The following is a 26,404-nucleotide window of genomic DNA, read 5'->3' as shown; positions in this document are numbered from 1 at the left end:
TCTTTCATAACAGATCATCGGAGGCCCATGCAGCCGAGCCCCTACACACCGGGTGAGATCGCCCGCGCCGTTCCCGGGCGCGCCCTTCAACTCGCCGATCTGGACGAGCGCCTGTCAGTCCTGGTCGACCTCCACCGTCTGGTGGGTCGGATCCGGGTGGACCACGCCGCGCGAGGCTTCGGGAAGACGTCACTGCTCCGCGAGTACCAACGCCGGGCTTCTGCGCGCGGCGCGACCACCGTGTGGGTGACGGCAGGTGAACCGCAAGGGCTCGTCGAGCAGATCCTCGACGAGTTGCGGCGGACCGTCGGAGCTGCCGGCGCCCCGCACGGCAGGGCTCTCCGCGAGAAGGTCGAGTCACTCCGGCTCTCGCTCGGGGTGCCGGGCGTCGCCACCGCGACGGGCACCTTCCGCTCGACGGCTCCGGACGACGAGCGCGCTCGTGCGGGCGCCCGCGGCCTCGAGGACGTCATCCGCGCCGCCACGACGGAGCGGCCGCTCGTCATCTTCGTCGACGAGATCCAGTCAGCGGACGCGGCAGGCCTCCGCACGCTGGTCTACGCCTGGCAACACCTCCAGGCGGAGGGCACGGACGTCCCCGCCGCGGTCTTCGCCGCTGGACTGCCGAACGCGCCGGAGACCATCGCCGAGATCGTCACCTTCAGCGAACGCCTCGCGTACCGACCGCTCGGCCCCCTGCATCGTGATGCCGAGGAGATCGCGCTGGTCGGACCGGCTCGCCTCCTCGGAGTGCAGTGGACGCCGGAAGCCGTCGACCGCGCGTTGTCGATCGCGCAGGGCTACCCGTACTCCGTCCAGCTCATCGCCGACTCCGCGTGGGCGGCTGCAGGGCGGCCCGATCCGGGAGCGGTGATCGACGTCGGTTCGGTCGAGACCGGACACCGTTCCATGCAGGCCGACCTGGAGGCGCTCTTCCGGGCGAGGTGGTCGGCGTGCTCGACCTCGGAACGGCGTCTGCTGACGGCGATGGCACGGCTCGGCGACGGTCCGACTTCGCGGGCGTCGATCGCGGAGGCGCTGGGGACCGGGACGAACCAGCTCTCCACGCCGCGGGCGCGGCTCATCGACAAGGGACTCGTGCAACCAGCCGACCGGGGGATGCTCCAGTTCACGATCCCCGGGTTCGCCGCCTTCATCCGTTCCGAGTACTCCTGAGGGACCGGCGGCCGGAGCCCTCGAGTGGCGAGCGAGCCGTCAGGACGCCGCGAGTCCCACGCGCGGCTCCAGCCACGCCATCCCGGCAGCGATGGCCGCGCGTGCCATCGCCCAGTCGTGCCCGCCTCCCGGCACGACCCACCGCGTGACGTGCATGCCCGCCGCAGCAGCGTGCGCGGCGACCACGGGCATCGCCGGACCGTAGTGCCGGTCCAGCTGCGCAGCGGTGAAGAACGCGGACGTACCCGTGTAGGGGCCGTGCTGGGCCATCACCGCGATCGGTTGCGCCGCACGCCAGGCCGCGACGCTGCCGCCGAACCCGTGCAGGGTCTCGGCGCGGGTCGGCTCGGTCGGGCCGAGCTCACCGGAGACGTCGATCACGTTGCCGAAGCGCTGTGGATCGCCCGCCCCGAGCTGGATCGCGCAGGTGCCGCCCTGCGAGAACCCGCCGACGGTCCACGCCGTGGCACCGGTCTGCACGCGCAGGTGACTCGTGATCCACGCGGGGACGTCCTGCTCGAGGTACGTCCGGCTGTTGCCGAGCGGCCCGTCGACGCACATCGGGTTGCCCGATCGTGGGCCGAGCTGATCGGGCACGACGACGATCGGCGCGAGGCCGCGGTGCAGGCCGGCGATCGCATCCATGGTGTGTGCGATGTGCCCGCCGGTCTCGACGTCGTCGGGGCCCGCGCCCCGTGACTGCCCCGACATGAGGACGGTGACGGGGAGTGGTGGCGGATCGGCGACCAGTGCCGCCGGTGGGAGCCAGAGCAGGGCGTCCCGCGCGACGAAGTGCGACCGGGTGCCCGGGATGGCGACGTGCAGCAGGCGCCCCTGCTGCGGGAGGTCGGCGGGCGGGGTCCACGTCGTCGCGAGGTCGACGCTCGACGGTTCGCGCGACGTCGGGCGCTCGGTGGCGGGGATGCCGCGGGAACTCGTCGGCACACTAGGGGTGCGCTGCGGCGCGATCAGCGTCGCGCTCGGTGCCGGAGCAGCAGTCGCCTGGTCGGACGACCCCACCGATCGCACGACGACGACGGTGAGCGCGACCGAGACGAACGCGACCACCAGGACCACGACGAGCCACACCAGGTCCCGGGAACGATCGATCGGCTGCACGTGACGGAGCGTAGGGAGCGCTCCTCGTGAGCAGTCGGTGGCGGAGGCCTGCGGCGCTGAGGAAACCCCCAACCGACACCCAGCCGGGGCCGCGCCCTGCCATCCGCTACCGTTGGGGCACGCGACAGCGGACTCGACGAGGGGGAACCGATGAGTGACGACCAGTACCCGGGGCAGGGGAACCAGGGCCAGCACCAGCCGCAGTACGCGCCGGCGCCGCAGTACGGGCAGCCGACGCACGTGACGGTCGGCTACCAGCCCGCTCCGCCGCGTGGTCTGAGCATCGCGAGCATGGTGCTCGGCCTGGTGTCGATCGTCCTGGGGTTCACCTTCCTCGTGCCGCTGGTCGGGTTCGTCCTCGGCATCGTCGGCCTCCGGAAGGAACCCGCCGGTCGCGGGATGGCGGTCACCGGTCTGATCCTGAACGGGCTCTTCGTCGTGGGGTGGGCGCTGCTCGTCATCTTCGTGATCGGCATCGGCGCAGCGGGCATCGCCACCAGCGGCACCTCGGGCGCCTAGCCCCCAGCGCTCCGACAGGAGGCGCGCGGGTCGCGGACCCGGGCGCTCAGTCGCCGACCGCCCGGCGCACCGGCCCCGTCGTGTCGCCCACGCGCAGCTCCGACCGGAAGGCCGCCGGCTGCGGCTCGTCGCCCTCGAGCATCGCGAGCGCGGCGCGTGCGGCGGCCCGACCCTTCTGCTCGAACGGCTGCACCAGCGTCGTGAGCTGCCGGATCGGCGAGCGGTGGAGCAGGCTGTCGTCGACCGTGATGCCGTCGAAGCCGACGACGCTGACGTCCTCGGGCACCCGGAGTCCCGCGTCGAGCGCTGCCGAGACGACCCCGACGGCGAGCAGGTCGCTCTGCGCGATCACCGCGCTCGGGACCGGTCCGTCGCCGGTGAACAGTGACTGTCCGGCGATCCGGCCCTCCTCGACGGAGCTGGCGGCGGCCTCGACCGCGACGGCGTCGGGGTAGACGCCGCGCACACCACGGAGACGCTCCAGGGTGGTGTGGGCGACCCCCTCCGCCTCGCGCGCTGCGTCGACGGGGCCGCGGCGGCGCTCGGCGTCGAGCGGGAGGGTGACGACGGTGACCGCGGTGTGGCCGAGCTCGCGCAGGTAGTCGGCGGCACGACCGGAGGCCTCGCGGTTGTCGAGCTGGACGGGGACCGCGCCCTCGATGTCGTCGGCCTCGATCGCGACGACGGGGATCTGTCGTCGGCGGAGCACGGCGACCGCGGGGTCGATCCGCACGTTGCACCCGACCAGGACGACGGCGTCCATCGGGGCGTCGACGATCGGCCCGGCGCCGTGCTCGTCGTCGAGGGGGCTGCGCACGAGGAGCAGGGAGGCGCCCGCCTCGCCCGCGACCTCGGCGATGCCGTCGAGCGTCAGGACGTTGACCGGGTCGCGGAACGCATCGCTCAGCCGCTCGTCCATCACGACGCCGATCACCCCGGACCGACCCCGGCGGAGCGAGCGTGCCCGCGGGTCCGGGCCCCCGTAGCCGAGCTCGGCAGCGGCGGCGAGCACCCGGGCCCTCGCGTCCTCGGACACCGGGCCGGCACCGCTGAAGGCGAGGGAGGCGGTCGACGGTGCGACCCCCGCTGCACGGGCGACCGCGGCGAGCGTCGGTCTGGGCCCACGGCGCACGGGACCGTCGGCGTGGTCGCGGGGGTTCGTCGCCCCGGACGCGCCGGGTGCTGTTGCCGGGTGGTCCATCGCCCGTTAGCGTAGTCACACGAACCGGTCGAATCGATTCGACCGGACAGCCGCAGGCAGGAACCCGATCAGGGACGGCCTCGCCGGCGGCCCATGACACGACCAGCACGAGACCGGAAGCTCCGCATGACGACGACGTCCACCCGAACCGCCCCGACGACCCGCACCTGGATCATCGCGGTCTTCGTGGCCTTCACGCTGTCCGGTCTGGCCATCGCCACCTGGCTCGGACGCATCCCCAGCGTGCGCGACTCCCTCGGTGCCACCACCTTCGAGATGGGTCTGCTGGTGCTCGGCATGGCGGTCGGCTCGATCGGCGGCCTGACCTTCGCCGGCCACATCGTCGCGAAGGTCGGCGCCCGCCGGGGCGTGCAGGTGGCGTCGGTCTGCCTGGCGGTCGGCCTCGTCTTCGCGGGCGTCGCCGTCACCGCCGGCTGGGGCTTCGCCGCGATCTGGATCGGTCTCATCGCGTTCGGCTTCGGCAACGGCCTGGTCGACGTGTCGATGAACGTCTCCGGCGCCGCCGCCGAGAAGGCCGGTGGTCGCACGATCATGCCGCTCTTCCACGCTGCGTTCAGCGTCGGCACGCTCGCCGGTGCCGGGCTCGGCGCCCTGACCGAGGCGCTCGACGTCCCCGTCGTGCTGCACTTCGCGGTGCTCGGCGTCGTGGTCTGCCTGGTCATGCTCGCGGCGGCGTCGCGCTTCGGGGACGAGCACCGGTACGAGGAGCACGAGTCCACCGCGACCAGCCCGACCCCGGTGCAGCTCACACGCTGGCAGGTCTGGGCACAACCGTCGACGCTGCTCATCGGTGTGATCGTGCTCGGCATGGCGCTGGCCGAGGGCTCCGCCAACGACTGGCTGCCCCTCGCCATGATCGACGGGCACGGACTCGACAACGCCGCCGGCTCCGCCGTGCTCACGGTGTTCCTCGCCGCGATGACCGCCGGACGCATCGCGGGCAGCCCGCTCATCGACCGGTTCGGCCGGGTGCCCGTGCTCCGCGTGAGCGCCGCCGTCGCCGTGGTCGGCCTCGGGCTGCTCATCTTCGTGGACGTGATCCCGATCGCGATCGTCGGTGTCGTCCTCTGGGGCCTCGGTGCGAGCCTCGGCTTCCCGATGGGCATGTCCGCTGCCGCCGACGACCCCCGCTCGGCAGCGCTCAAGGTCAGCGCCGTGGCGACGATCGGCTACGTGGCGTTCCTCGCCGGTCCGCCGCTGATCGGGTTCCTCGGCGAGCACATCGGCCTGCTCGGCGCGCTGCTCGTGGTGTTCGTGTTCATCATCGCCGCCGGCCTGGCATCGGGTGCGGCGCGCGAGACCGGCGCGGCGGCCGAGACGCTGCGGAAGCGGCGCGGACGCGACGACGGTGACCACGGGGCGGCTCGCGACCAGCAGCCGGACGCCGCGCAGCCCGGCGGGGGCGAGCCGCGCCTCCAGACCGACCGCCCGCACCACGGGACGGACGACACGGTGGCGGACCCCGCCGCGTCCGGTGGGACGCGCGCCGACCGTTAGGATCGCCGGGTGCGTCTCGTCATCGCCCGCTGCTCCGTCGACTACGCCGGACGCCTGTCGGCCCACCTGCCGCTCGCGACCCGTCTGCTCATGCTCAAGGCGGACGGCTCGCTGCTCGTCCACTCGGACGGCGGCAGCTACAAGCCGCTGAACTGGATGAGCCCGCCGTGCTCGATCGAGATGACCGAGCCCGACGAGGAGCAGGCGAGCGCCGGCATCACCCAGGTCTGGACCGTCACGCAGAAGAAGACGCAGGACAAGCTCATCGTCAGCCTGTACGAGGTCGTCGCGGACGAGAGCCACGACCTCGGCGTCGACCCCGGTCTGGTGAAGGACGGCGTCGAGGCGCACCTGCAGCAGCTCCTCGCCGAGCAGATCGAGCTCCTCGGCGACGGGCACACGCTCGTCCGACGTGAGTACATGACGGCGATCGGTCCGGTCGACATCCTGGCGCGCGACGACGCGGGGGCGAGCGTCGCGGTCGAGATGAAGCGCAACGCCAACATCGACGCCGTCGAGCAGCTCACGCGGTACCTCGAGCTCATGAACCGCGACCCGCACCTGCGGCCGGTGCAGGGCGTCCTGGCCGCGCAGACGGTCGCACCGCAGGCACGCACGCTCGCCGAGGACCGCGGCATCCGCGTCCTCGTGCTCGACTACGACGCGATGCGCGGCATCGAGGGCGGGCACACCCGCCTGTTCTGACGGTCGCGTGGCGCGCTCGGCACGCGTTCTGCGACACCGCACCCGTCGATCGACGCGTGCGATGTCGCAGGACCGGCACCGAGCCGGGAGGCTCGCCCCACCGCCCTGCGCGCCCACCGGCCCGCCCCGTGGCCGGCCCCACCGCCGCGACTAGGCTGGTCAGGACATGACGCGCCCCTACTCCGCCATCCTGTTCGACCTCGACGGGACCATCAGCGACTCCGCCCCGGGGATCCTCGAGAGCATGACGCACACCTTCCGCACGGTCGGCGTGCCCGTGCCGGACCACGCGACGCTGATGTCGTTCGTCGGCCCGCCGATCATGGACACCTTCCGGACGGCGATGGGCATGGACGACGCCGGTGCGGAGCAGACGCTCGCCGTGTACCGCGAGCACTACCTGTCGCACGGGGCCCTCGACTCGGCGATGTTCACGGGCATGGACGTCGTGCTCCGCACCCTGCACGAGGCCGGACTGCCGCTGTCCACCGCGACGAGCAAGCCCGAGACACCGGCCACGGTGATCCTCGACCACTACGGCCTGACCGGGTACTTCGACTTCGTCACCGGCGCGAGCGACGACGAGGTCCGGAGCGCCAAGGCCGACGTCGTCGCCGAGGCCCTGCGACGACTCGAGGCGGCCGGCCACGACGTCAGCCGCCCGGTGCTCGTCGGCGACCGGCTGCACGACGTCGAGGGCGCCCACGTGCACGGCGTGCCGGTCGTCTTCGCCGAGTGGGGCTACGGCTCCCCCGCCGAGGCCGAGGGCACCGTCGCCCGTGCCGCCACCCCGCTCGACCTGCTGCCGATCCTGCTGCCGGACGCGGCGGCGTGAGCAGGGACCGGTGAACACCGTCGCCCGTCGCGGACTCCGCGGTGCGGCCTGGCTGCTGCCGGCGGCGATCGTCCTCATCGCCCTCAACCTGCGCGGGCCGATCGTGGCCCCGGCGCCGGTCATCGGCGACCTGCGCGTGGACCTCGGGCTGACCGCGACGATCGCCGGGCTCCTGACGACGATCCCGGTCCTGTGCTTCTCGCTGGCGACACCGTTCGCCAGCTGGGTGATCGCGAAGGCCGACCCGGAGCGTGCGGTGTCGCTGGCGCTCGTGATCGTGCTCGCGGGCACGGTCGTCCGGTCGACCCCGTCGGCGGCGGCGCTCCTGGTCGGCACCGCGATCATCGGCATCGGCATCACGATCGGCAACGTCGTGATCCCGGTGGTCATCCGACGGGACACCTCGCCCGAGCGCGTCGGGCTGGTGACCGGCGTGTACACGTCGGCGCTCAACGTCGGGTCGATGATCACCTCGCTCGGCACCGCCCCGATCGCTGCCGCGTGGGGGTGGCCGGTCGCCATCGCCGTGTGGGCGGTGTTCGCCGTCGTCGCCGGGGCCGCGTGGACGTACGCGGTCGGGGCGCGCGCGGCGTGGCTCCGGCCGGCCCGGGTCGAGCCCGTGGTCGCGACGGGTCCGGTCGAGCTCCTGACCGAGACCGGGTCGATCCGCACGGTGTCGGCAGCGTCGGAGCCCGTCCGACCCGCGCGCCGGCTCATCACGTGGGGGCTGACGCTGGCCTTCGGCGGGCAGGCGTTCTCGTACTACGCCCTGACCGCGTGGATCCCGACGCTGCTGCACGACGAGATCGGCTTCTCGGCGGAGTCCTCGGGCGCGAGTTCGTCGGTGTTCCAGATCCTGGCGGTCGTCGGCGCGCTCGGCGTCCCGGTGCTCGCGACCCGTTGGAAACCCCGCGCGATCATCGCCCTCGTCGCCTTCCTCTGGCTCGCGATGCCCCTCGGGCTGCTGTTCGCGCCGCAGCTCTGGCTGCTCTGGTCGGTGCTCGGCGGAGCGGCGCAGGGCGGAGGGATCACGGTCGTCTTCATCATCGTCGTGCGGATCGTCACGAGCGACGACGACGCACGGCGGATGTCCGCGTTCGTGCAGGGCGGCGGGTACCTGATCGGCTCGGCGGGACCCCTCGTCGCCGGGGCCCTGCACGGCGCGACCGGGAGCTGGACGGCCCCGCTGCTCGTCGTGCTCGTGGCGGTGCTGACGCTCGGCGTCGCGGGGACGCTCGCGGCCCGACGCGTGCGCTGACGCGGCGCAGCGGCGCGGCGCGCCGCGGCGGCGAAGCGCGGCGATCGGCCCGTACTCGAGGACGTGGTTCGACGCGCTCGCGAACAACCGACGGCACGTCGCACCACGGAAGGACGTGGTGCGACGTGCCTCCCGTCGTGCAGCAGTACCCGCGGCCGACACGGCGGACGCGCCCCGCGCCTCCCGGCCGGGTCAGTCCGCCTGCAGCACCTCGCGCAGCGACAGCGGCCGACGGCCGGTCACCCGCTCGACGTCCGTCGAGACGTGCGCCAGCGCACCCTCGGCGATCGCCGTGTAGGTGCTCACCCACGCGTCGGCCTGCCACGGTTCCGGGTTCCAACGCGCACGCGAGGCGTACGCCTCCGTCACCGTCTCCGGCTGGTACGTCACGGCGCGGCCGCGCACCTCGGACACGGTGGCGGCAGCCTGGGCGAGGGTGATCGCCTCCGGTCCGGTGAGCTCGTACGTCCGGTCGGCGTGGTCCGACGGGTGCAGCAGCACCTCGGTCGCGACGCGCGCGACGTCCGCCCGCGCGACCGCGGCCATCGCGCCGACACCGGCCGGTCCGCGGATCACGCCGTCCTCGCCGACCAGGTCCTCGACGAAGTCCAGGTAGAACGAGTCCCGCAGGAACGTGTGCCGCATCGAGGTCTCCTCGATCGCCTGCTCGGTCGCCCAGTGGTCGCGGCCGAGGGTGAAGGTGGCGTCCGGTGCCGCACCCACGAACGACGTGTAGACCACGTGGGCGACGCCCGCGTCCGCGGCCGCGGCCACGAAGGCGCGGTGCTGGTCGAGGCGGTCCTGCGCCTCGGCGCCGGAGACCATGAGCAGCAGGTCGACGCCCTCGAGCGCGGCGCGGGACGCGGTCGCGTCGGCGTACGAGGCGACCGCGACCTCCGCTCCCGGCAGCTCGGGTGCCCGGGCCGCGTCGCGGACGAGCATGCGGATCGGCGTGCCGGCCCGGGCGAGCGCGCGGGCGACGGACCCGCCGATGTTGCCGGTGGCTCCGGTGATGGCGATGGTCATGGTCGCTCCTGTCCTTCGGTGCTGCTGGTCGGGTGGCTCGGGTCGGGCCGCCCTGGTCGTCCGGCTCCGGTCAGGTCCGGACCGTCCGGGAGGCACGGGTCACCGTGGCAGCGACCCTCGCCGCGTTCACGCCGTCGACCTCGAGCGCCCAGGTCCGGGCCGCCTCGTGGTCGCGTCCGTGCCGCACGTGCCGGCCCACCAGACGGTCGACGCGGACACGATCGTCCACGACGCACGCCCACGTCTCGGTGAAGAGGCCGGGCAGCGCGGACCACGGCGCGTCGGTGTCGAGCAGGTAGTTGCCCTCGGAGACGACGAGCCGGGTGCTCCGCGGCACGGCGATGCTGCCGGCGACGGGCTCGTCGACGCGGCGGTCGAAGTCCGGCGCCCAGACGACGTCGTCGTCCGCGACGACCAGACGACGGACGAGGGCGACGTAGCCGGCCGCGTCGAAGGTGTCGATCGAGCCCTTGCGGTCGTGCCGGCCGAGGGCGTCGAGTGCCGCGTTCGCCAGGTGGAAGCCGTCCATCGGGACCTGCACCGCGGTACCGGGCCCGTGCGCGGCGTCGACGGCGACGACGATCCGGCGTGCCAGCGTCGACTTGCCCGCCCCGGGCGCCCCCGCGATGCCGAGCACCGCGCGGCCGGGACCCGCGGCGAGCGCCACCGCCCGCTCGACGGCGGCGTCGACGGACAGCTCGGTCGGGGTCACCGTCCCATCCTGACAGGAGCGGTGGTTCACTGGCCGCATGGTCGATGCGACGACGGCGTTCAGCGGGTTCTCGGTGCGTGACCTCCCCGGGGCGCGGGCGTTCTACGAGGGCGTCCTCGGGCTGCCGGTGAGCGAGGACCACGGCATGCTCGTGCTGCACGTCGGCTCCGGCACCGGGGTGCTCGTCTACCCGAAGGGGCCCGCGCACGAGCCGGCGTCGTTCACGGTGCTGAACTTCCCGGTGCCGGACGTCGACGCAGCCGTGGACGAGCTGTCGGCGAAGGGCGTCACGTTCCTGCGCTACGAGGGCGTGACCGACGAGCGCGGGGTGAACCGGCACGGCGGTCCGCTCATCGCGTGGTTCACCGACCCGTCGGGCAACGTGCTCAGCGTGCTCGAGGGCTGATCCGGTCCCACGCGTCGCGCACGGGGCCGGGTGGCAGCACCGCGGCGACCTCGGCGGTCAGGCTCGCCAGGGCTGTCAGGTGCTCGGGCAGGAGCAGGTCCCACGGCGGGGGTGCGACACGCTCGAGCGACCGGAGCGTGGCGGTGTCGGGACCGGTGCCCCACTGCTCGGCGAGGGCGTGCACGAGGACGTCCTGCTCCAGGCGCAGCTCGCGCAACCGGTCGAGGAGCCGGCGGACGCGGTCGGGGTCGGCCGCAGCGGTGACCAGGTCGCCGAGCAGCGCCCGCTCGTCCCAGAGCCGGGCGGACAGGTCGGTGGCCTCGCCGCTCACGGTCGTCGAGCCCAGCCGAGGGCGATCGGCACGAGCAGCCCGTGCCGTCGGTGGGGCAGCTCGGCGACCGGGACCCACGCGGCCTCGTCGGTCGAGCCGTCCGTCTCGCTGCGCAGCTCGCCGCCGGTGACGGTCACGCGGAACACGACCTGCACCGCCTTCATCGGCCGCCCGTTGTCGTGCATCCGGCGCTCCTTCGGCACGATGTGGTGCCGGACGCCGAGGAGCGGACCGCACGTCGCCTCGTACCCGGTCTCCTCGAGGACCTCGCGCACGACGGCCTGCTCGACGGTCTCGTCGAACTCGACCCCGCCGCCCGGCAGCGTCCACGTGCCGGCCTCGGGGACCCGCAGTCGGGCCAGGAGCACACGGTCGCCCTCGGTGATCACGCCGTAGGCGGCGAGCCGGGTGTCGTAGTCCGTGTACTCCATCCGCCGACCTTGCCAGGATCCCCTGGAGGGCACACCCAGACGCGCCGCCCGCCACCGTCCGGTGCGGGGACGGTGCGGTCCTCCGCACGGTCGACGGACCACCCGGACCTGGCCGCTCGGACAGCTCCGGACCGTCGGCCGGCCACCCCCCGTGCAGGATCGCTCAGGATCAGCCGGGAGACCGCCGGGGACGGGCTCCCCGCTGCCGGTCCGGACACCTCGGCTCGCTACCGTCGCTGGACCACGCCGCTCCTGTCCCGTCACCCGCCGGGTGTCCGAGAGCGTCCCGACCGTCGGACCCGCCCGTGACCACCCTGCCGCTCCTGTCCGCCCACGTGCTGCTGCCCCACTACGCCCTGACCCTCGTCGCCGCCGTCCTCGTCCTCACCACCGTCCGCCGCTCCTGGCGCTGGGCAGCCGTCGCGATCGTCGCGGGAGCGCTGGTCGGGACCATGCTCTCCTGGTTCCTCGGCGACGTCCTCGACGTGCTCGGCGTCCCGCCGACCTGGGTCGACCGGGTCTGGACGGGTGTGGTGTGCGCACTGCTCGGGGTCGCGGTCGTCGGGCTCGTCCGCGGTGGCCGGGCACGGCGGGGCCGGGTGCTGACCCGGGTGGTCGCCGCGCTGCTGGTCCCCCTCGCCCTGGTGTCCGGCGGACTGGCGGTGAACCGGGACGCCGGGCTCTTCCCCACGATCGCCGACGCCCTGGGGCAGTCGCACGTGCCGCCCCTCCGCCTGCCGGACGACCCGGCCCCGGGATCGGCCCCGGTCGACGCCGCGAGCTGGCGACCGCCGCGCGACATGCCGGCCCACGGCCGCTACGGTTCGGTGCGGATCCCGGGCACCGCGTCGCACTTCCACGCCCGACCCGCGATCGTCTGGCTCCCCCCGGCCGCCCTCGTCGAGCACGCCCCGGAGCTGCCCGTCGTCGTGATGCTCTCCGGGCAGGGACCCGGCGCCGCTCCGGCGAACATCGTCGAGGCCGGCCGCATGGCGACCCGGCTCGACGCGATCGCCCACCGGCACCGCGGACTCGCGCCGATCGTCGTGATGCCCGACCAGCTCGCCCGGGCATCGAACAACCCGATGTGCGTCGACGGTCCGCTCGGGAACAGCGCCACCTACCTGACGCGCGACGTCCCGACCTGGGTCCACGAGCACCTGCACGCCGCCGCCGGCGGGGCGGACTGGGCCATCGCGGGCTTCTCGCAGGGAGGCACCTGCGCCCTGCAGCTCGGGGCCGGCCGGCCCGACCGGTTCGGTTCGTGGATCGACGTCTCGGGACAGATCGGGCCGGTCCTGCAGGGTCGCGACGACACCGTCTCGAGGGGTTTCCGCGGTGACCGGGCGGCGTACGAGGCCGCGCAGCCGCTCCGAGTGCTCGCCGAACGGGCGCCGTACCGCGACTCCGCCGCGTTCGTCGCGGCCGGTGCGGACGACAGCCGGTACGGACCGGTCGTCCCGCGGGTCGTGGCGGCCGCACGTGCAGCCGGCGTCACGGTGACGGAGCGCATCATCGAGGACGGTGGCCACGACTGGCACACCGCCGGTGTCGCCCTGGCCGAGGGCGTCGAGTGGTTCGTGCACCGCACGCACCTGGCCCGATGACGAGGACGTGACCGTGCCCTTCACCGTCAGCCACGCGGTCGTCGCCCTGGCAGCACGTCGCCTGCCCGTGCCGGTCGCCGCCGTCGCGATCGGTTCGATGGCGCCGGACACGGTGCTGTTCGCGCCGTTCCTGCCGCCCTACGAGGACGCGCACTCGTGGTGGGGCGTCCCGACCATCGACCTCGCCGTCTCCCTCGTGGTGCTCGCCACGTGGTGGTTCCTCGTGCGGCCGGCATGGTCACCGGTCGTCCCGGGGCTGCGTCGGCGTCTGCCGCGGGGCTGGGGTCGCCGGCCGGCACTCGGTGCACGCGACGTGCTGCCGGTGGTCGTGGGCTGCCTGCTCGGCAGCGTCACGCACGTCGTGTGGGACGGCTTCACCCACGAGCACGGCTTCGTGGTCCGGGCCTGGCCCGCACTGCGGGACGGCGCCGTCGGCGGGTACCCGCTGCCCTTCCTGCTGCAGGACCTGTCGAGCGTGCTCGGGCTGCTCGCCCTGCTCGTCGTCGCCGCGGTGTGGTGGCGACGCGCCGACGTCCGGCCGGTCGGGCCCCTGCGCCCCGTCGAGCGGTTCGTCCCGGTCGCAGCCCTGGCCGTGGTCGTCGTCCTGGCGCTGGCCGTCGGGGTGCGGTCGTTCCTCGCCGGCGGCGGGATCGGTGGCGTGGTCACCGCGCTGGCGTTCCGGGTGCCGGCACTCGTCGCGGTCGCCCTGGTCGTGGGTGCCGTCGTGCTGCTCGTCGGCCGTGGACTCCGCGGGCACGGGACACGCGGGTCCTAGGACCCGGCACCGGCAGGGCGTCGCGAGAACGTCCGGGTGCCCGCGGGTACCGGCAGGGCGCTGCGCGAACGTCCGGTGCCCGCGCTGCCGGCTCCCCTCAGGCCGCGACGGCGGCGGCGGCCCAGCCGGCCCGCATGCGTGCGACCGCCCGGTCCCACCCGGCGAGCAGGTCGGCGTCGTCGCGGAGCATCGCCTGCAGCTGCAGCCCCTCGAAGAGCGCGACGAGCTGCTCGGCGGCGTGCCGCGGAGCAGCCCCGCGGGACTCACGACCGGCGACGACGTCCCGCACGAGGGCGAGGGTCACGTCCTCGAAGAGCATCGTGTACTGCTGCCGGAACCACCCCGACGCCGGGTGGCCCGGTGTCGAGGTCGCGCTGAGCAGCGCGACGCGGACCCGCACGACCGCAGGGTGCCGGTGCCCGCGGTCGAGCCGGGCTCGGAGGTACGCGACGGCCCCCTCCTGCTCGGCGACCCCGCGGAGCGCATCGCGGCCGTCCTTGGTCCACCGGTCGACGACGGCCACGACGAGCAGCTCCCACGACGGGAACACGCGGTGCACCTCGGCCACCGTGACGTCGGCGGCCCGGGCGACGTCGTCCGGGCCGACCGTGTGGAAGTCGCCGTCACGGAAGGCATCGGCAGCACCGGAGACGATGCGGGCGCGGAGGTCGGCGTCGGGCATGTGGTCGATCCTGCCCACCGCGCGCTCCCGGCGCGACCTCCCCGTCCGGGGGCGAGCGCCCGGGGAGTGCGCGGCTGGACGGCCACCCCCGCGACACCGCCTGCGTGCTCCCGTGGCGGTCACCCCCGGTCGAACACCAGCGTCTCGTCGTCCGCCGCCGTCACCCGTCCGGTCCGCGCGAACTCCGCCCAGACCGCCCGGAACGCCCGCCCGCGCCGTTCGACCTCCGGCCAGTCCCGCTCCGGCACGAAGCGACTGCCCACCCACGCCGAGCGACCGCCGAGCAGCAACGGCAGGTCGCTCATGTGCACCGCACCGACCGGCGCCACGGACGGGTGCCGCAGCAACCGGTAGACCGTCGCCCGTCCACCGGCGGCCCGGTGACGATCGGCGAAGCGCCGCGCATCGCGGCCGTAGATCACCTCGGACAGGGGCCGCACGAGCAGCCAGCGCAGCAGGGGTCGGACCAGGCGGGACCGCGCGGCCGTCCGGAGCCCCGGGACGAGCGGCACGTACATGCCCGCCTCGTCCGAGCCGGACCCGATGAGCACGTCGACCTCCGGTGCGACCGACCGCCAGGCCCGGTCGATGTCGCGCTCGGCGGGCAACGGTGCGAACCCGTACTGCGTGCCGAACGGCATGCCGCCGGCCAGGCCGTACCGACCACCGGCCTTCGTCGCGAGGGCCTGCCGCTCGAGGACCTCGTCGAGCGACGTGTCCGCCGCGACCGACCCGACGGCCCGGACCATCGCCCGGTTCATCCGCGCCCGCCCGCGCGAGAGCCCGAGCGGCGCGCTCTGCACGATCGCGCGGCGGAACAGGCCGCGGGCGCCCTCGCTGATCATGAGGTGCGCGATCGCGTCGGCTCCGGCGGACTGCCCGGACGCGGTGACGGAGTCGGGGTCCCCGCCGAACGCCGCGATGTTCCGCTGCACCCACCGGAACGCCTCGACCAGGTCGAGCAGTCCGAGGTTGGCCGGCACCGTCTCGCCGTCACCGAGGAACCCGAGCACCCCGAGCCGGTAGGTCACCGTGACGACGACCACGCGCTGCTCGGTCACCAGGTCGTGGGCGTCGTGGATCGGCAGGTCACCGCCGCCGAGCACGTAGGACCCGCCGTGCACCCAGACCACCACGGGCAGGCGCTCGTCGGGTCGGACGTCCGAGGGCACCGTGATGCTGAGTCGCTGGCAGTGCTCGTCGACCTGCAGGTGGTCCATCGACGGCAGGAGCTGGTCGACGAACTGTGCGCTCGGCTGCGGTGGGACGGGCGCCGGGGTGTCCGCGCGGAACGGCCCGCTGAACGGCGGTTGCGGCGACGGCGGCGCGAAGCGCTCGGCCCGCGCGTAGGGGATCCCGAGGGCGCGGGTCACGTCGCCGTCGACGACCGCCTCGATCGTGCCGGCCGGGGAGTCGAAGGAACGGGTGTCGGTGGAGCGCACCGACCCACGGTAACGACGCGACCTGCGGACGGACGGCGGACGCCAGACGAACGGACCGGAGGCGCGGTGCCAGCTGGCACCGCGCCTTCAGTCCGTCAGTGCGACGGGCGTCAGCGGACCCGCTTGATCGGGATGACCACCAGCGCACCGAGCAGGGCGACGATGCCGGCGGCCCAGCACATGAGCTCGTAGTTGTCCGGGTGGCTGCTGCCGATCTTCAGGAAGAAGAGCGAGATCGCGGGTGCGAGCGACTGCGGCAGCGCGTTCGCGATGTTGATCACACCGAGGTCCTTGCCCGGGCGGTCGGCGTTCGGCAGGACGTCCACGACCAGGGCCGTGTCGATGGCCGAGTAGATGCCGTAGGCGAAGCCCATGACGACCTCGGCGACGTAGAAGCCCGTCACGGTGTCGGCGTGGGCGAGGATCACCAGGCCGACCGCGAACAGCGCCGTCGATCCGCCGACGAAGACCTTGCGGCGGCCGATCCGGTCCGACGCCCAGCCGGAGAGTGCCGCGCTGACGAGCAGCGCGAGCGTGTAGAGGAGCACGCCGAACGCGACCGCCTCGGTGGCCTCCTTCAGGTCCGCGATCCCGAGGTGCTCCTGCATGTAGAGCAGGCGGTACGTCGTGAACATGAACGTCGCCAGGATGATCAGGAAGCGCGACCACCACGCGAACGCGAAGTCGGGGTTCTTGATCGGGTTCGTCCAGAACGACGAGATGAGGTTGATCCAGGTGAACGGCTTGAGCTTGTAGGTGGGCAGGTCGTCACGGGCGACCAGGGCGTACACGACGACCAGGACGATCGCCAGGATGCCGGGAGCGATGAACAGCACCGGCAGGTTCGCGACGAAGAACACCGACAGGTAGGTGCCGGCGAGCACTGCGGTGTTCTGCGCCAGGGCGATGATGCTCGACGCCCGGCCGCGTTGGAGCTGCGGCACGTTGTCGGCGAAGCTCGCGAGCAGGGTGGCGAGCGTGGCGTTCGCGGCGAGCTGCGCGAGCAGCCAGCCGAGCGTCAGGTTGAGGACGTCGGGCGCGTAGGCGATCCAGGCGAGCGCGATCGCGAAGACGACGACACCGCCGAGCAGCCACGGGCGTCGGCGGCCCCAGCGCGTGCGGGTCCGGTCGGACAGCGCGCCGGCCAGCGGGTTCATGATGAGCGCACCGAACGCGCCGATCGGCAGCACGGAGCCGATGACGTTCGCCGCGTCGTCGCCGACCAGGGCCTGTGCCTTGATCTGCATGCTGACGTAGACCGGGGCCATGAGCGCCACGAACAGGCCGAACTGTCCGAGGAACAGGGCGACCTGGTAGCCGATCCCCACCTTGACGGTGCTGACGGGCTGGGTGATGCCCGCTTCCGGGTCCAGCAGTGCGGGGCTGCCGGGTTCGGGTGTGCTCATGACGCCTCCTTGAGTCGATCGGAAACCTTGTACTGCAAGGTTTTCCGTCGGCGAGCATACATCTCCCGAGGGGTGATCGACACGTGTCGTCCAGGCGGCGCGCGAGTGCGCCACCGACGACGCGCGACAAAAACTACACAGCGGGTGGTTTTTGGGGTAGCGTCGGTCTCGATCTCGCCGGGGAGCATCGATCCTCGACGGGCCCCGACAACCTGACAGGACCGAAGGAGCCCTCTGCCATGCCCACCACCTCTGTGCAGCTGTACTCGCTGCGCGACGCCATCGCCGAAGACCTCGACAAGGCCATCGCCCGGGTGCGCGAGATCGGCTACGAGAACGTCGAGCCGTACGCGTTCGTCGAGCGCGCCGCCGACCTCGAGAAGGCCTTCGCCGCCACGGGCCTGAAGGCTCCGTCCGGCCACGTCGCCGTGATCGACGCCGAGGACACCGCGCCGATCTGGGACGCCGCGGAGCGCCTCGGCATCCAGACCGTCATCGACCCGTTCATCCCGACCGACCGCTGGCAGACCGCCGACGACGTCGCGAAGATCGCCGAGCGCGTCAACGAGCTCACCGCCGAGGCCACCGCGCGCGGCCTGAAGTTCGGGTACCACAACCACCAGTGGGAGTTCACGAACAAGGTCGACGGCAAGACCGTCTACGAGCTCTTCGTGTCGCAGCTCTCGCCGGAGACCGTCCTCGAGGTCGACACCTTCTGGGCCACCGTCGGTGGCGCCGACGCCCCGGCCGTCCTGCAGTCGCTCGGCGACCGCGTCGTCGCCATCCACGTCAAGGACGGCAAGGTCGACGGTGACATCCTCACCGCGCTGCCCTCGTCCGAGAGCGCCCTCGTCGTGCCGGAGGCACTGCAGCGCGCCTTCGAGAACCAGACCCCGGCCGGCCAGGGCGACGTCGACGTGCGGGGCATCCTCGCCGCCGCACCGCAGGCCATCCGCGTCGTCGAGTTCGACGCGTACTCGGGCGACGTCTTCCAGGGCATCGCCGAGTCGCTCGAGTGGCTGAAGGGCAACGACAAGTGAGCCGCGTCGGAGTCGGCATCATCGGTGCCGGCAACATCTCGGACCAGTACCTGACCAACCTGACGCAGTTCGCCGACGTCGAGGTCCTGATGGTCGCCGACCTCATCCTCGAGCGCGCGGCATCGCAGGCCGAGAAGTACGGCGTGCCGTCGTCGGGCACGGTCGAGGAGCTCCTCGCCCGCGACGACATCTCGATCGTCGTCAACATCACGATCCCGGCCGAGCACGCGAAGGTCGGCCAGCAGATCATCGCCGCCGGCAAGCACACCTGGAGCGAGAAGCCGGTCGCCACCACCGCCGAGGACGCTCAGGCCCTCCTGGCCGCCGCATCGGCCGCCGGCGTGCGGTACGCGACCGCCCCCGACACCGTGCTCGGTGCCGGCATCCAGACCGCGATCCGTGCCATCGCCCGCGGTGACATCGGCACGCCGCTCACCGCGACGACGATGTTCCACGTGCCCGGCCCGGACCAGTGGCACCCGGACCCCGAGTTCCTCTACGCCGAGGGCGCCGGTCCGCTGTTCGACATCGGCCCGTACTACGTGACGACCCTGCTCCACGCGTTCGGCTCGGCCTCGCGCGTGCAGGCCGTGTCGTCGAAGTCCCGTGAGACCCGCGTGATCGGCTCGGGCCCCCGCGCCGGCACCGAGTTCGCGGTCGAGGTGCCCACGCACCACGCCGCGCTCATCTCGTTCGCCGACGGGCAGTCCGCGCAGACGACGCTGTCGTTCCAGCACGCCCTGCCCCGCAACGGCTTCGTCGAGATCAACGGCTCCGAGGGCACGATCGTGCTGCCGGACCCGAACGTCTTCGACGGTGACAGCACGCTGTGGACGCTCGGCAAGGACGAACCGACGACCCTCGAGCACAAGGGCTCGACCTGGGGTCGCGGCACGGGCGTCGTCGAGATGGCACGTGCGATCGCCGAGGGCCGCCCGGAGCGCGCCTCCGGTGCCGTCGCGTCCCACGCGCTCGACGTCATGCTCGGCATCCGGGACGCCGCCGAGTCCGGCCAGCCCGTCGACATCACCTCGCGCATCACGAAGCCGGAGCCGCTGCCGGAGGACTTCGACCCGGCTGCTGCGGTGCTGGCGGAGGGCGCGAACGCCTAGCCAGCCACGTGACGGACGGGAGGCGCGGTGCCAGCTGGCACCGCGCCTCCCGTCCGTCCGCGTCGTGGGTGCGTCCGGCCCACCGAGCGGGCCAGATCCGTCACGTCCGGAGCCGCACACCGACGTCCTCCGCCCTCCGGGCGGAGGACGAGCGGCGTGTCCTGCCCGCTCGTGGGTGACACGACGAGCCGATCGGCCGACCGGCCGGTCGGCTTCGTCCCGCAGGGGGATGCCGATGGGAGCGCTGTCGTGTCAGGGTCGAGCAAGGGGGATCCGACCGCTGTCGAAGGAGGCGCCACGGACACGACGCACGACCGAGCGCCACGACGACGGGTCCTGCCGGTCCTCGTGTCCGCTGCCGCGCTGGCCGTCGTCGCCACGGGGGTCGGCATCGGCGTGCACCTCGAGCACGCTGCCGAGACCGCGCGACGCCTCCCTCCGGCGAGCGCCTCGTCGGAGCAGGTCCTCCGCGTCTACCTCCGCGCCGCCGAGGCCCACGACTGCGCGGTGACCGAAGCCCTCACGGCTGCGCACGCGCCGTCGTCACCCGACCAGGCGTGGTGCGGGCAGCGGCAGCCGACGTCCTGGTTCGACGAGCACCCGGACCTGCTCGCCCACCGGAACGTCGGCACCGTCGAGCGACGGCCCGCGGACGAGAACGGCGGGGTCGCGGTGCAGTGCATCCCGGTGGACGTCAAGCAGACGAACATGAACGGCGACGACCCCGGGACGCTCGAGGGGTGGCAGTTCTGCTTCCGCCACACCGCCGACGGGTGGCGGCTGTACAGCGAGGGCTACGGGTGAGCAGCCCCTCCCGGTGACCAGCCGGCCCGGACGGTCACTCACCGCCCGTGACGAGCGCCGACATCCGTGCCATCAGTCCGCGCGGGACGAACCGGTGGGCGTTCGCCGTCACGGCGTTGCCGAGGCCGGACACCACCGTCGGACCGCCCTGCCGCGCGAACGCCCGGAGCCCCACGGCCGCGACCTGCTCCGCCGACTGCCGACCGCGTTCCATGACGCCCGCCGACCCCGATCCCCGGGCGGCCTCGTCGAAGAAGCCCGTCGCGGTGGGGCCGGGGCAGAGGGCGAGGAACCGCACCCCGCTCCCCCGGTTCTCCTGCCAGACCGCCTCGGTGAACGACAGCACGAACGCCTTCGTCGCGCCGTAGACGGCCATCTGCGGCGTCGGCTGGAACGCGGCCGTCGACGCGACGGTCATCACCCCGCCGATCCGACGCTCCAGCATGCCGGGCAGGAACGCGTGGACGAGGCGGACGACCGCGGTGCAGTTGAGGTCGACCTGGGTCCGGAGCCGCTCGTCCGTCGAGGCGGCGAACGGCCCGTGGTCGCCGACGCCGGCGTTCGCGACGAGGATGTCCACCCGGGTGCCCCCGAGACGTGCGACGACCCCGTCGACGCCGTCCGCCGTGGCGAGGTCCGCGGGGAGCACCGTCGCCGTCACGCCGTGGTCGCGGCGGATGCGCTCGGCGAGCGCGTCGAGCCGGCCCTCGGACCGGGCGACCAGCACGACGTCGGCGCCGGCTGCGGCGAGCCCGAGGGCGACCGCCTCGCCGATCCCCCCACTGGCGCCGGTGACGAGGGCGCGGAGGCCACGGAAGGGGCTGCGGGGACGGCTCATGGGTCCTGCGTACACCCGGTGGTGGCGCGGTCGACCCGGACGGCATCAGGAGAGCTGGGGACGACGACGCAGGACCGCGGGGACTGCTGACCGAGCATCGACCCAGGCACTGAGCACCGGATCGATGTACCCGGTGACCAACAGGACGTCGTCGTACCGTCCTCGGAGGTCCTGGTTCCAGATGCGGTGGTGGTGGCCGATGCGGTTCCGGAGGTCGCGGAGGCGGCTGACCGGTGCACGAACGGTCGTCTGCGCTCGATCGGGAGCGCCGGGGAACCCCGTTGCGACGTCGGGCCAGAACCGCATCTGCGCCCGGGAGACCATCTGGTGCCAGAACCCGAACGAGACCTCTGAGATCAACTGCCCTGGCGTCACCGGCTTCCCGTTCTTCATGACGCGGCGCTTCGCCCTGACGACGTCCACGTAGGGGTACTGGTGCGCAGCCGGCGGCTCGCGCCGGCCGAACTCGTACTGGTCGTCGAAGATCCAGTGGCCTTCGCGCCCGAGTCGCTCGTGCCGAGCGGTCATCCGCGCATCGACAGTGTTGCGCAGGGCGACTTCGAGGTGCCCCAAGGAGCCCCAGAACGCAGCCGATGCCTCGACGTTCCAGTCGTACAACGCTCTCGCGACGGACGTGTCGCCGGACGCGGCGGCGAGGTAGTGCTGCAACCGCTCGCGACCGATGTGGTGCTCGACGGAGTCCCACGTCTCGTTGCTCAAGATCCCCCCACTGACGTAAGATCGATGTCAACACCCCGGAACCGTCCCTGTAGGCCCTCATCGGCCAGATCAGACGGCCGGGGTTCTGCTTTTGTAGCAGGGCGCGGAAGTCATCACGCCCGGCAGGTCCCCAGCCGCTCTTCTGCACGTGCCGCTGATCGGCTACTGTTCCTCGCAGAGGGAAAAATCCCGCGCCGCTCACCGGCCGGGAGCGTGCACGCGTCTCACGGGAGTCGCCACTTCTTCATCGAAGGAGTGCACCCGTGTCTGCACACACCCCACCCGCCCGTCTCCGTGACACGTGGATCGCCCTGTCCGGGCTGTCCGCCGTGTTCCTGTTCGAGATGCTCGACAACTCGGTCCTCACCGTCGCCCTGCCGACGATCGGTCGGGACCTCGCCGCGTCCACTGCCTCGCTCCAGTGGGTCTCGAGCGCGTACTCGGTCGCGTTCGGCGGGCTCATGCTCCTGTTCGGGGCGGTCGCCGACCGGTTCGGCCGCCGCCGCACGATGCTCGTCGGGCTGGTGCTGCTCGCCGCGGCGAGCGCCGCGACCGTCCTGGTGACCAGCGTGGAGCAGCTCATCGTCGTCCGGGTCCTCACAGGCCTCGCCGCCGCGATGACCACGCCCGGCTCGATGGCCCTGACCTTCCGGCTCTTCTCCGCCGACCACCTGCGCGTCCGGGCGCTGACCGTGGTGTCGACCGCCGGGCTCGTCGGGCTGGCGGTCGGCCCGACGGTCGGCGGCTTCGTGCTCACGGTGGCGCCGTGGCAGGTGCTCCTGGTGGCGAACGTGCCGATCGCCCTCGTCGCGCTCGTCGGCATCCGCTCCGGGATCGTGGCCGATCGGCCGGCGGACCTGCACCGGCACCCGCTCGACCTCGTCGGCGCCGTGCTCGGCACGGCCGCCGTCGTCGGCGTCCTGGTGACCCCGACGCTCGCCGTGTCCACCACCGGCTGGCCGACCTGGGCCGCGGCGACCGCCACCGTTGCCGCCGTCGCGGGCTTCGTCGTGCGGGAGCGGACGGCCCCGCACCCGCTGCTCGACCTCACCCTGGTGGCACGGCCCCTCGTCGCGAGCGGTCTGGCGTACAAGGCCGCCGCCGGGCTCGCCACCGCCGGGCTGTCCTACGCGGTGACCCTGCAGCTGCAGGCTGCGTGGGGGTGGCCGCCGGCCCTCGCCGCGCTCGGCACCCTGCCCCAGGTCGTGGTGCTCCTCGCGAGCGGCCGCTTCGTCGGGCCCGTCGTCCGGCGGGTCGGGCTCGATCGGGCCGCGTGGACGAGCGCCACGGCCGTCGTCGTCGGGCTCGCCGTGTTCACCCTGTCCGGGCGTACCGGGTACCCGGCGGTCGCGGTCGCCCTCGTGCTCGTCGCGGCCGGGATGCGTGTCGTCGGAGCGGTCGCCGGCGCGAGTGTCCTGTCCGGGCTCCCGACGGACCGCACGTCGATCGGGGCGGCACTCGTCGACACCGCGAGCGAACTCGCCACGGCGGTGGGGATCGCTGCGACCGGGACGGTGCTCGCCGCGCTCGTCCCCGGCAGCGTGACCGTCGCCCGGACCACGGCAGCGCACGCTGCCGCCGTCGTCGGTGCGCTGCAGGTCGCCGGGGCCGTGATCACCGTGGTCGCGGCGCTGTTCGTCGCCGTCGGGGTGCTCCGCGCGCGACGCGCCGTCGGCACGCCGGAACCGACGCCGACCCCGACCCCGCCGGTGCCGTCCACGTCCTCTTCCTCTTCCTCTTCCTCGTCCACTTCCGCCGACCACCACCAGGAGCCCTCCCGTGCCTGACACCACCTCGCCCCGCCCGCCCTTCGACCCCGAACTCGGCGTCTTCCTCACCGCACTCGAGGCCCGTGGACCGTTCACCATCGACGCCGCGGCCCTGCCCCGGATGCGTGCGCTCGAGATCACCGAGCAGGAGCTCGACGACCGCCTGCGCGCCCGCGGGCTCGAGCGGCGGCGCATCACCGTCCCCGGACACGGCGGTGACCCGATCGACCTCGCGGTCATCCAGCGCGCCGGCCGGACCGGTCCGACCACGGGCGTCTACACGATCCACGGCGGGGGCATGGTGATGGGCCACCACCTCGGCAACCTCGAATCGTACGACGACTGGCTGCTCGACCACGACGTCGTGCTGGTCAGCGTGGACTACCGTCTCGCCCCGGAGCACCCCGACCCGACCCCGGTCGAGGACTGCTACGCCGGACTCGTCTGGGTCGCGGAGCACGCCGACGAGCTCGGCATCGACCCGGCGCGCATCGTCGTCGCCGGCCAGAGCGCCGGCGGGGGCCTCGCCGCGGGGACCGTCCTGCTGGCCCGGGACCGCAGCGGCCCCGAGGTCCTCGCGCAGGTCCTGGTCTCCCCGATGCTCGACGACCGCGACGCCTCCGTGTCGACCCGGCAGATCGACGGCGTCGGCGTGGCCGACCGCCAGGCGATGCACTTCAGCTGGGGCGCGTACCTCGGCGAGCGCCGGGGCACCGACGACGTCTCCCCGTACGCGGCACCGGCGCGCGCCGAGGACCTGTCCGGACTCCCCCGCACCTACGTCGACTGCGGCAGCGCCGAGGTCTTCCGTGACGAGACCGTGGCGTTCGCGAGCGCGCTGTGGGCCGCCGGGGTCGACGCCGAGCTGCACGTGTGGCCGGGCGCGTTCCACGGCTTCACGAGCATGGTGCCGGGAGCGGCGGTCTCGCGGTCGGCGGTCGCGGCCCTCGCCGACTGGACGACCCGGCTGCTCGGGGAACCCGACCCGGCGCCGCGCACCTGACGCGCACGGACGGGAGGCACGGTGCGGACCCGCACCGTGCCTCCCGTCCGTCGAGTCAGCCCTTCACCGCTCCCGCCGACATCCCCGAGACCAGGTTGCGCTGGATGATCATGAAGAACACCACGACCGGCAGCGAGAACAGCACGGACGCGGCCATCTGACCGGTGAAGTCGGTGCCGGTCGTCTGGGTGGTGAACGACGCGAGCCACACGGGCAGCGTGTAGTGCGCCTGGTCCTGCATGAACGTGTACGCGACGATGTAGTCGTTCCACGCGGCGATGAACGCGAAGACGCTCGTCGCGATCATGCCCGGCATCACCAGGGGGAAGAGCACCTTCGTCAGGACCTGCCACGTACTGGCACCGTCGATGCGCGCTGCCTCCTCGACCTCCATCGGGATCGCGAGGAAGAAGCCGCGCATGACCCAGATCGAGAACGGCAGCACCGCAGCCACGTAGGCCAGGATCAGCCCCGCGTAGGTACCGGTGAGGCCGACCTGGTTGAAGATGAGGAACTGTGGGATGAGCAGTGCGGTCCCCGGCAGCATCTGGACGAGCAGGATCGTGACGAGGATCGTGCGACGGCCACGGAACCGGAACCGCGAGAGTGCCGCCGACGCCAGGATGCCCAGGGCCAGCGAGAGCACGACGGCCCCTGCCACGACGATGGTCGAGTTGCCCAGGTAGACCAGGAAGTCCGCTCGGGTGAAGGCCGTCACGAAGTTGTCGAGCGTGGGGTGAGCCGGAGCGAAGAGCGGGGTGCTGGTCAGGGCCTCGGAGCGGGGCTTGAAGGCCGTGTTGATCATCCAGTAGACCGGGAAGATCCAGACGACGCAGAACACGATCGCGATGGAGCTGCTGATCCAGCGCACGGGGCGCCGGCGACGGCGGATGCGTCTCGTCGCCGCGACGCCCTCGGGGGTGGGGACGGCTGCGGGGACGTCGGCTCGGACGGGGACGCCCGTCGGCATCGCGGTGGTCACAGCTCTTCTCCCGATCGGACGAGGTTCCGGATGTAGAGGGCACTGAGCGCCATGAGGATCAGCGCCGCGATCACGGCGACCGCCGAGCCGGTCCCGATGTCGTGCCCGACGAATGCGGTGACGTAGGTGAAGACACCGAGGGTGGACGTCGCACCGTCCGGACCGCCCTGCGAGACGAGCCAGATCTGGTTGAAGACGTTGAAGTCCCAGATGATCGAGAGCATCGTGACGAGGAGCAGGGTCGGTCGGAGGTACTCGATCGTGACGACGCGGTACACCGTCCACTCGGAGCCGCCGTCGAGCCGGACGGCCTCCTTCACCTCGATCGGGATCTGCGTCTCGGCGGCGTACAGGGTGAGCGCGATGAAGGGCACCGCCTGCCAGACGACGAGCATCCAGATGGACGTGTACGCCAGGCCGGCGCTGTTGCCCCAGTCGGTGTCGGTCATGTCGCCGAAGACCCGGAGCTGCGTGAGCGCCCAGTTCACGACCCCGTAGCCCGGCTGGAAGAGCCAGTTCCACACGAGCGAGGACGCCACGTTCGGCATGCCCCACGCACAGATCAGGACGATCGTGACGGCGTAGCGGAGCACCACGCCCAGCCGGGTCATCAGGTGCGAGACGCCCGCGCCGATCAGGATGCTCCCGAGGACCATCGCCGCCGTGAACAGCACGGTGCGGACGAGCGATGCCCAGAAGGCCGGGTCGGAGAGGATCTGCCCGTACTGCGCCAGCCCGACGGCGTCGTACGCACCGGTGAAGAGCGATCGCTGGTCGTAGTCGGTGAACGACGTGAAGACCAGGAAGACGATGGGGGCGACCGTCACGAAGACGAGCACGAGCCCTGCTGGGGTCAGGAGCCAGAGGGGGGCGAACGAGCGGGTTGCCCGGCGCTGCGGAGCGCCGCCGGGACGATCCCCGGGCGAGCGGTCGGGGCGGCTGCGGCGCTCCGTGCTCGGGCGGGTGGCTGAGACGGTCACGTCTGGC

27 protein-coding genes are annotated in these 26,404 nt (G+C 72.9%); 14 read left to right on the top strand and 13 right to left on the bottom strand.

The genetic code is table 11. The annotated features are described in order from the left end of the window. The first annotated feature begins 27 nt into the window (after positions 1-27). On the top strand, positions 28-1,176 hold the full coding sequence (locus tag PIJ49_RS04220) for an ATP-binding protein (RefSeq protein ID WP_271825929.1): 1,149 nt from the start codon (positions 28-30) through the stop codon (positions 1,174-1,176). Positions 1,177-1,215: 39 nt separating this feature from the next. Here the strand turns inward: PIJ49_RS04220 and PIJ49_RS04215 are convergent, their stop codons facing one another. Next, positions 1,216-2,295, bottom strand: a complete 1,080-nt coding sequence (locus PIJ49_RS04215; protein ID WP_271825928.1) for an alpha/beta hydrolase — start codon at positions 2,293-2,295, stop codon at positions 1,216-1,218. A 150-nt stretch (positions 2,296-2,445) separates the two neighbouring features. On the opposite strand from PIJ49_RS04215, the gene PIJ49_RS04210 reads away from it, so the two are divergent. Next, positions 2,446-2,814 carry a DUF4190 domain-containing protein gene (locus tag PIJ49_RS04210; protein WP_251154357.1) on the top strand — a complete coding sequence of 123 codons (369 nt, stop codon included), beginning with the start codon at positions 2,446-2,448 and terminating at the stop codon, positions 2,812-2,814. A 46-nt stretch (positions 2,815-2,860) separates the two neighbouring features. Here PIJ49_RS04210 and PIJ49_RS04205 read toward each other — a convergent pair whose 3' ends face one another. Further along, positions 2,861-4,015, bottom strand: a complete 1,155-nt coding sequence (locus PIJ49_RS04205) for a substrate-binding domain-containing protein (protein ID WP_081984520.1) — start codon at positions 4,013-4,015, stop codon at positions 2,861-2,863. Positions 4,016-4,141: 126 nt separating this feature from the next. On the opposite strand from PIJ49_RS04205, the gene PIJ49_RS04200 reads away from it, so the two are divergent. The 4 genes from PIJ49_RS04200 (at position 4,142) to PIJ49_RS04185 (ending at position 8,331) form a co-directional block, all read left to right on the top strand. After that, a complete protein-coding gene (locus PIJ49_RS04200) occupies positions 4,142-5,533 on the top strand; it encodes an MFS transporter (protein ID WP_271825927.1) in 1,392 nt (463 codons plus the stop codon). Positions 5,534-5,542: 9 nt separating this feature from the next. Beyond that, a complete protein-coding gene (nucS, locus tag PIJ49_RS04195) occupies positions 5,543-6,238 on the top strand; it encodes an endonuclease NucS (RefSeq protein WP_066651293.1) in 696 nt (231 codons plus the stop codon). 166 nt (positions 6,239-6,404) lie between these two features. After that, positions 6,405-7,073, top strand: a complete 669-nt coding sequence (locus PIJ49_RS04190; protein ID WP_271825926.1) for an HAD hydrolase-like protein — start codon at positions 6,405-6,407, stop codon at positions 7,071-7,073. Between the two features lie 10 nt (positions 7,074-7,083). Then, the gene (locus tag PIJ49_RS04185) at positions 7,084-8,331 is read left to right on the top strand and encodes an MFS transporter (RefSeq protein ID WP_271825925.1); all 1,248 of its coding nucleotides are present in this window, start codon (positions 7,084-7,086) and stop codon (positions 8,329-8,331) included. Between the two features lie 192 nt (positions 8,332-8,523). Here PIJ49_RS04185 and PIJ49_RS04180 read toward each other — a convergent pair whose 3' ends face one another. Both PIJ49_RS04180 and PIJ49_RS04175 read right to left on the bottom strand, forming a co-directional pair. Beyond that, positions 8,524-9,357 (bottom strand): NmrA family NAD(P)-binding protein, encoded by an 834-nt coding sequence (locus PIJ49_RS04180; protein ID WP_271825924.1) that lies wholly within the window; start codon positions 9,355-9,357, stop codon positions 8,524-8,526. Between the two features lie 70 nt (positions 9,358-9,427). Then, positions 9,428-10,069, bottom strand: coding sequence for a nucleoside/nucleotide kinase family protein (locus PIJ49_RS04175; RefSeq protein WP_271825923.1), 642 nt, complete (start codon positions 10,067-10,069; stop codon positions 9,428-9,430). A 37-nt stretch (positions 10,070-10,106) separates the two neighbouring features. Between PIJ49_RS04175 and PIJ49_RS04170 the strand changes: the two genes are divergently transcribed. Continuing rightward, positions 10,107-10,475, top strand: a complete 369-nt coding sequence (locus tag PIJ49_RS04170; protein ID WP_209684698.1) for a VOC family protein — start codon at positions 10,107-10,109, stop codon at positions 10,473-10,475. Here the strand turns inward: PIJ49_RS04170 and PIJ49_RS04165 are convergent. Both PIJ49_RS04165 and PIJ49_RS04160 read right to left on the bottom strand, forming a co-directional pair. Continuing rightward, entirely contained in the window at positions 10,456-10,806 is a 351-nt protein-coding gene (locus PIJ49_RS04165; protein ID WP_066651271.1) for a hypothetical protein, read from the bottom strand. The two genes, PIJ49_RS04170 and PIJ49_RS04165, sit on opposite strands and share 20 nt — an antisense overlap. Beyond that, the gene (locus tag PIJ49_RS04160; RefSeq protein ID WP_066651264.1) at positions 10,803-11,237 is read right to left on the bottom strand and encodes an NUDIX hydrolase; all 435 of its coding nucleotides are present in this window, start codon (positions 11,235-11,237) and stop codon (positions 10,803-10,805) included. The genes PIJ49_RS04165 and PIJ49_RS04160 overlap by 4 nt, the downstream gene beginning before the upstream one ends. A 305-nt stretch (positions 11,238-11,542) precedes the next feature. Between PIJ49_RS04160 and PIJ49_RS04155 the strand changes: the two genes are divergently transcribed. Both PIJ49_RS04155 and PIJ49_RS04150 read left to right on the top strand, forming a co-directional pair. Beyond that, the gene (locus PIJ49_RS04155; protein ID WP_271825922.1) at positions 11,543-12,844 is read left to right on the top strand and encodes an alpha/beta hydrolase; all 1,302 of its coding nucleotides are present in this window, start codon (positions 11,543-11,545) and stop codon (positions 12,842-12,844) included. A gap of 13 nt (positions 12,845-12,857) precedes the next feature. After that, entirely contained in the window at positions 12,858-13,619 is a 762-nt protein-coding gene (locus PIJ49_RS04150) for a DUF4184 family protein (protein ID WP_271825921.1), read from the top strand. A gap of 97 nt (positions 13,620-13,716) precedes the next feature. Here PIJ49_RS04150 and PIJ49_RS04145 read toward each other — a convergent pair whose 3' ends face one another. The 3 genes from PIJ49_RS04145 to PIJ49_RS04135 all read right to left on the bottom strand — a co-directional run bounded on the left by PIJ49_RS04145 (position 13,717) and on the right by PIJ49_RS04135 (position 17,149). After that, positions 13,717-14,301, bottom strand: coding sequence for a TetR/AcrR family transcriptional regulator (locus PIJ49_RS04145; RefSeq protein WP_251160074.1), 585 nt, complete (start codon positions 14,299-14,301; stop codon positions 13,717-13,719). Positions 14,302-14,420: 119 nt separating this feature from the next. Further along, complete coding sequence (locus PIJ49_RS04140) at positions 14,421-15,743, bottom strand: carboxylesterase family protein (protein WP_271825920.1); 1,323 nt, start codon at positions 15,741-15,743, stop codon at positions 14,421-14,423. A gap of 110 nt (positions 15,744-15,853) precedes the next feature. Further along, positions 15,854-17,149 carry an MFS transporter gene (locus tag PIJ49_RS04135; protein WP_209684702.1) on the bottom strand — a complete coding sequence of 432 codons (1,296 nt, stop codon included), beginning with the start codon at positions 17,147-17,149 and terminating at the stop codon, positions 15,854-15,856. Between the two features lie 239 nt (positions 17,150-17,388). On the opposite strand from PIJ49_RS04135, the gene PIJ49_RS04130 reads away from it, so the two are divergent. The 3 genes from PIJ49_RS04130 (at position 17,389) to PIJ49_RS04120 (ending at position 20,105) form a co-directional block, all read left to right on the top strand. Further along, positions 17,389-18,189 carry a sugar phosphate isomerase/epimerase family protein gene (locus PIJ49_RS04130; protein ID WP_209684703.1) on the top strand — a complete coding sequence of 267 codons (801 nt, stop codon included), beginning with the start codon at positions 17,389-17,391 and terminating at the stop codon, positions 18,187-18,189. Beyond that, the gene (locus tag PIJ49_RS04125; protein WP_209684705.1) at positions 18,186-19,301 is read left to right on the top strand and encodes a Gfo/Idh/MocA family protein; all 1,116 of its coding nucleotides are present in this window, start codon (positions 18,186-18,188) and stop codon (positions 19,299-19,301) included. Before PIJ49_RS04130 ends, PIJ49_RS04125 begins: the two co-directional genes overlap by 4 nt. A gap of 249 nt (positions 19,302-19,550) precedes the next feature. Continuing rightward, complete coding sequence (locus tag PIJ49_RS04120; RefSeq protein WP_209684707.1) at positions 19,551-20,105, top strand: hypothetical protein; 555 nt, start codon at positions 19,551-19,553, stop codon at positions 20,103-20,105. Between the two features lie 34 nt (positions 20,106-20,139). Here the strand turns inward: PIJ49_RS04120 and PIJ49_RS04115 are convergent, their stop codons facing one another. Continuing rightward, positions 20,140-20,943, bottom strand: a complete 804-nt coding sequence (locus tag PIJ49_RS04115) for an SDR family NAD(P)-dependent oxidoreductase (protein ID WP_209684709.1) — start codon at positions 20,941-20,943, stop codon at positions 20,140-20,142. Positions 20,944-20,988: 45 nt separating this feature from the next. After that, positions 20,989-21,663 carry a hypothetical protein gene (locus PIJ49_RS04110; RefSeq protein WP_251161092.1) on the bottom strand — a complete coding sequence of 225 codons (675 nt, stop codon included), beginning with the start codon at positions 21,661-21,663 and terminating at the stop codon, positions 20,989-20,991. Positions 21,664-21,926: 263 nt separating this feature from the next. Between PIJ49_RS04110 and PIJ49_RS04105 the strand changes: the two genes are divergently transcribed. Together PIJ49_RS04105 and PIJ49_RS04100 are read left to right on the top strand one after the other, a co-directional pair. Next, complete coding sequence (locus PIJ49_RS04105) at positions 21,927-23,450, top strand: MFS transporter (protein WP_271825919.1); 1,524 nt, start codon at positions 21,927-21,929, stop codon at positions 23,448-23,450. Continuing rightward, positions 23,443-24,435 (top strand): alpha/beta hydrolase, encoded by a 993-nt coding sequence (locus tag PIJ49_RS04100; RefSeq protein ID WP_271825918.1) that lies wholly within the window; start codon positions 23,443-23,445, stop codon positions 24,433-24,435. The genes PIJ49_RS04105 and PIJ49_RS04100 overlap by 8 nt, the downstream gene beginning before the upstream one ends. A 55-nt stretch (positions 24,436-24,490) precedes the next feature. On the opposite strand, the gene PIJ49_RS04095 is transcribed toward PIJ49_RS04100, so the two are convergent. Both PIJ49_RS04095 and PIJ49_RS04090 read right to left on the bottom strand, forming a co-directional pair. After that, a complete protein-coding gene (locus PIJ49_RS04095) occupies positions 24,491-25,417 on the bottom strand; it encodes a carbohydrate ABC transporter permease (RefSeq protein WP_251154376.1) in 927 nt (308 codons plus the stop codon). Then, entirely contained in the window at positions 25,414-26,397 is a 984-nt protein-coding gene (locus PIJ49_RS04090; RefSeq protein WP_066651231.1) for a carbohydrate ABC transporter permease, read from the bottom strand. The genes PIJ49_RS04095 and PIJ49_RS04090 overlap by 4 nt, the downstream gene beginning before the upstream one ends. Between the last annotated feature and the right edge of the window lie 7 nt (positions 26,398-26,404).

It is taken from the genome of Curtobacterium uvaldense (assembly GCF_028307415.1).
Taxonomy (GTDB): domain Bacteria; phylum Actinomycetota; class Actinomycetes; order Actinomycetales; family Microbacteriaceae; genus Curtobacterium.
This window is presented reverse-complemented; position numbering and strand designations above follow the sequence as displayed.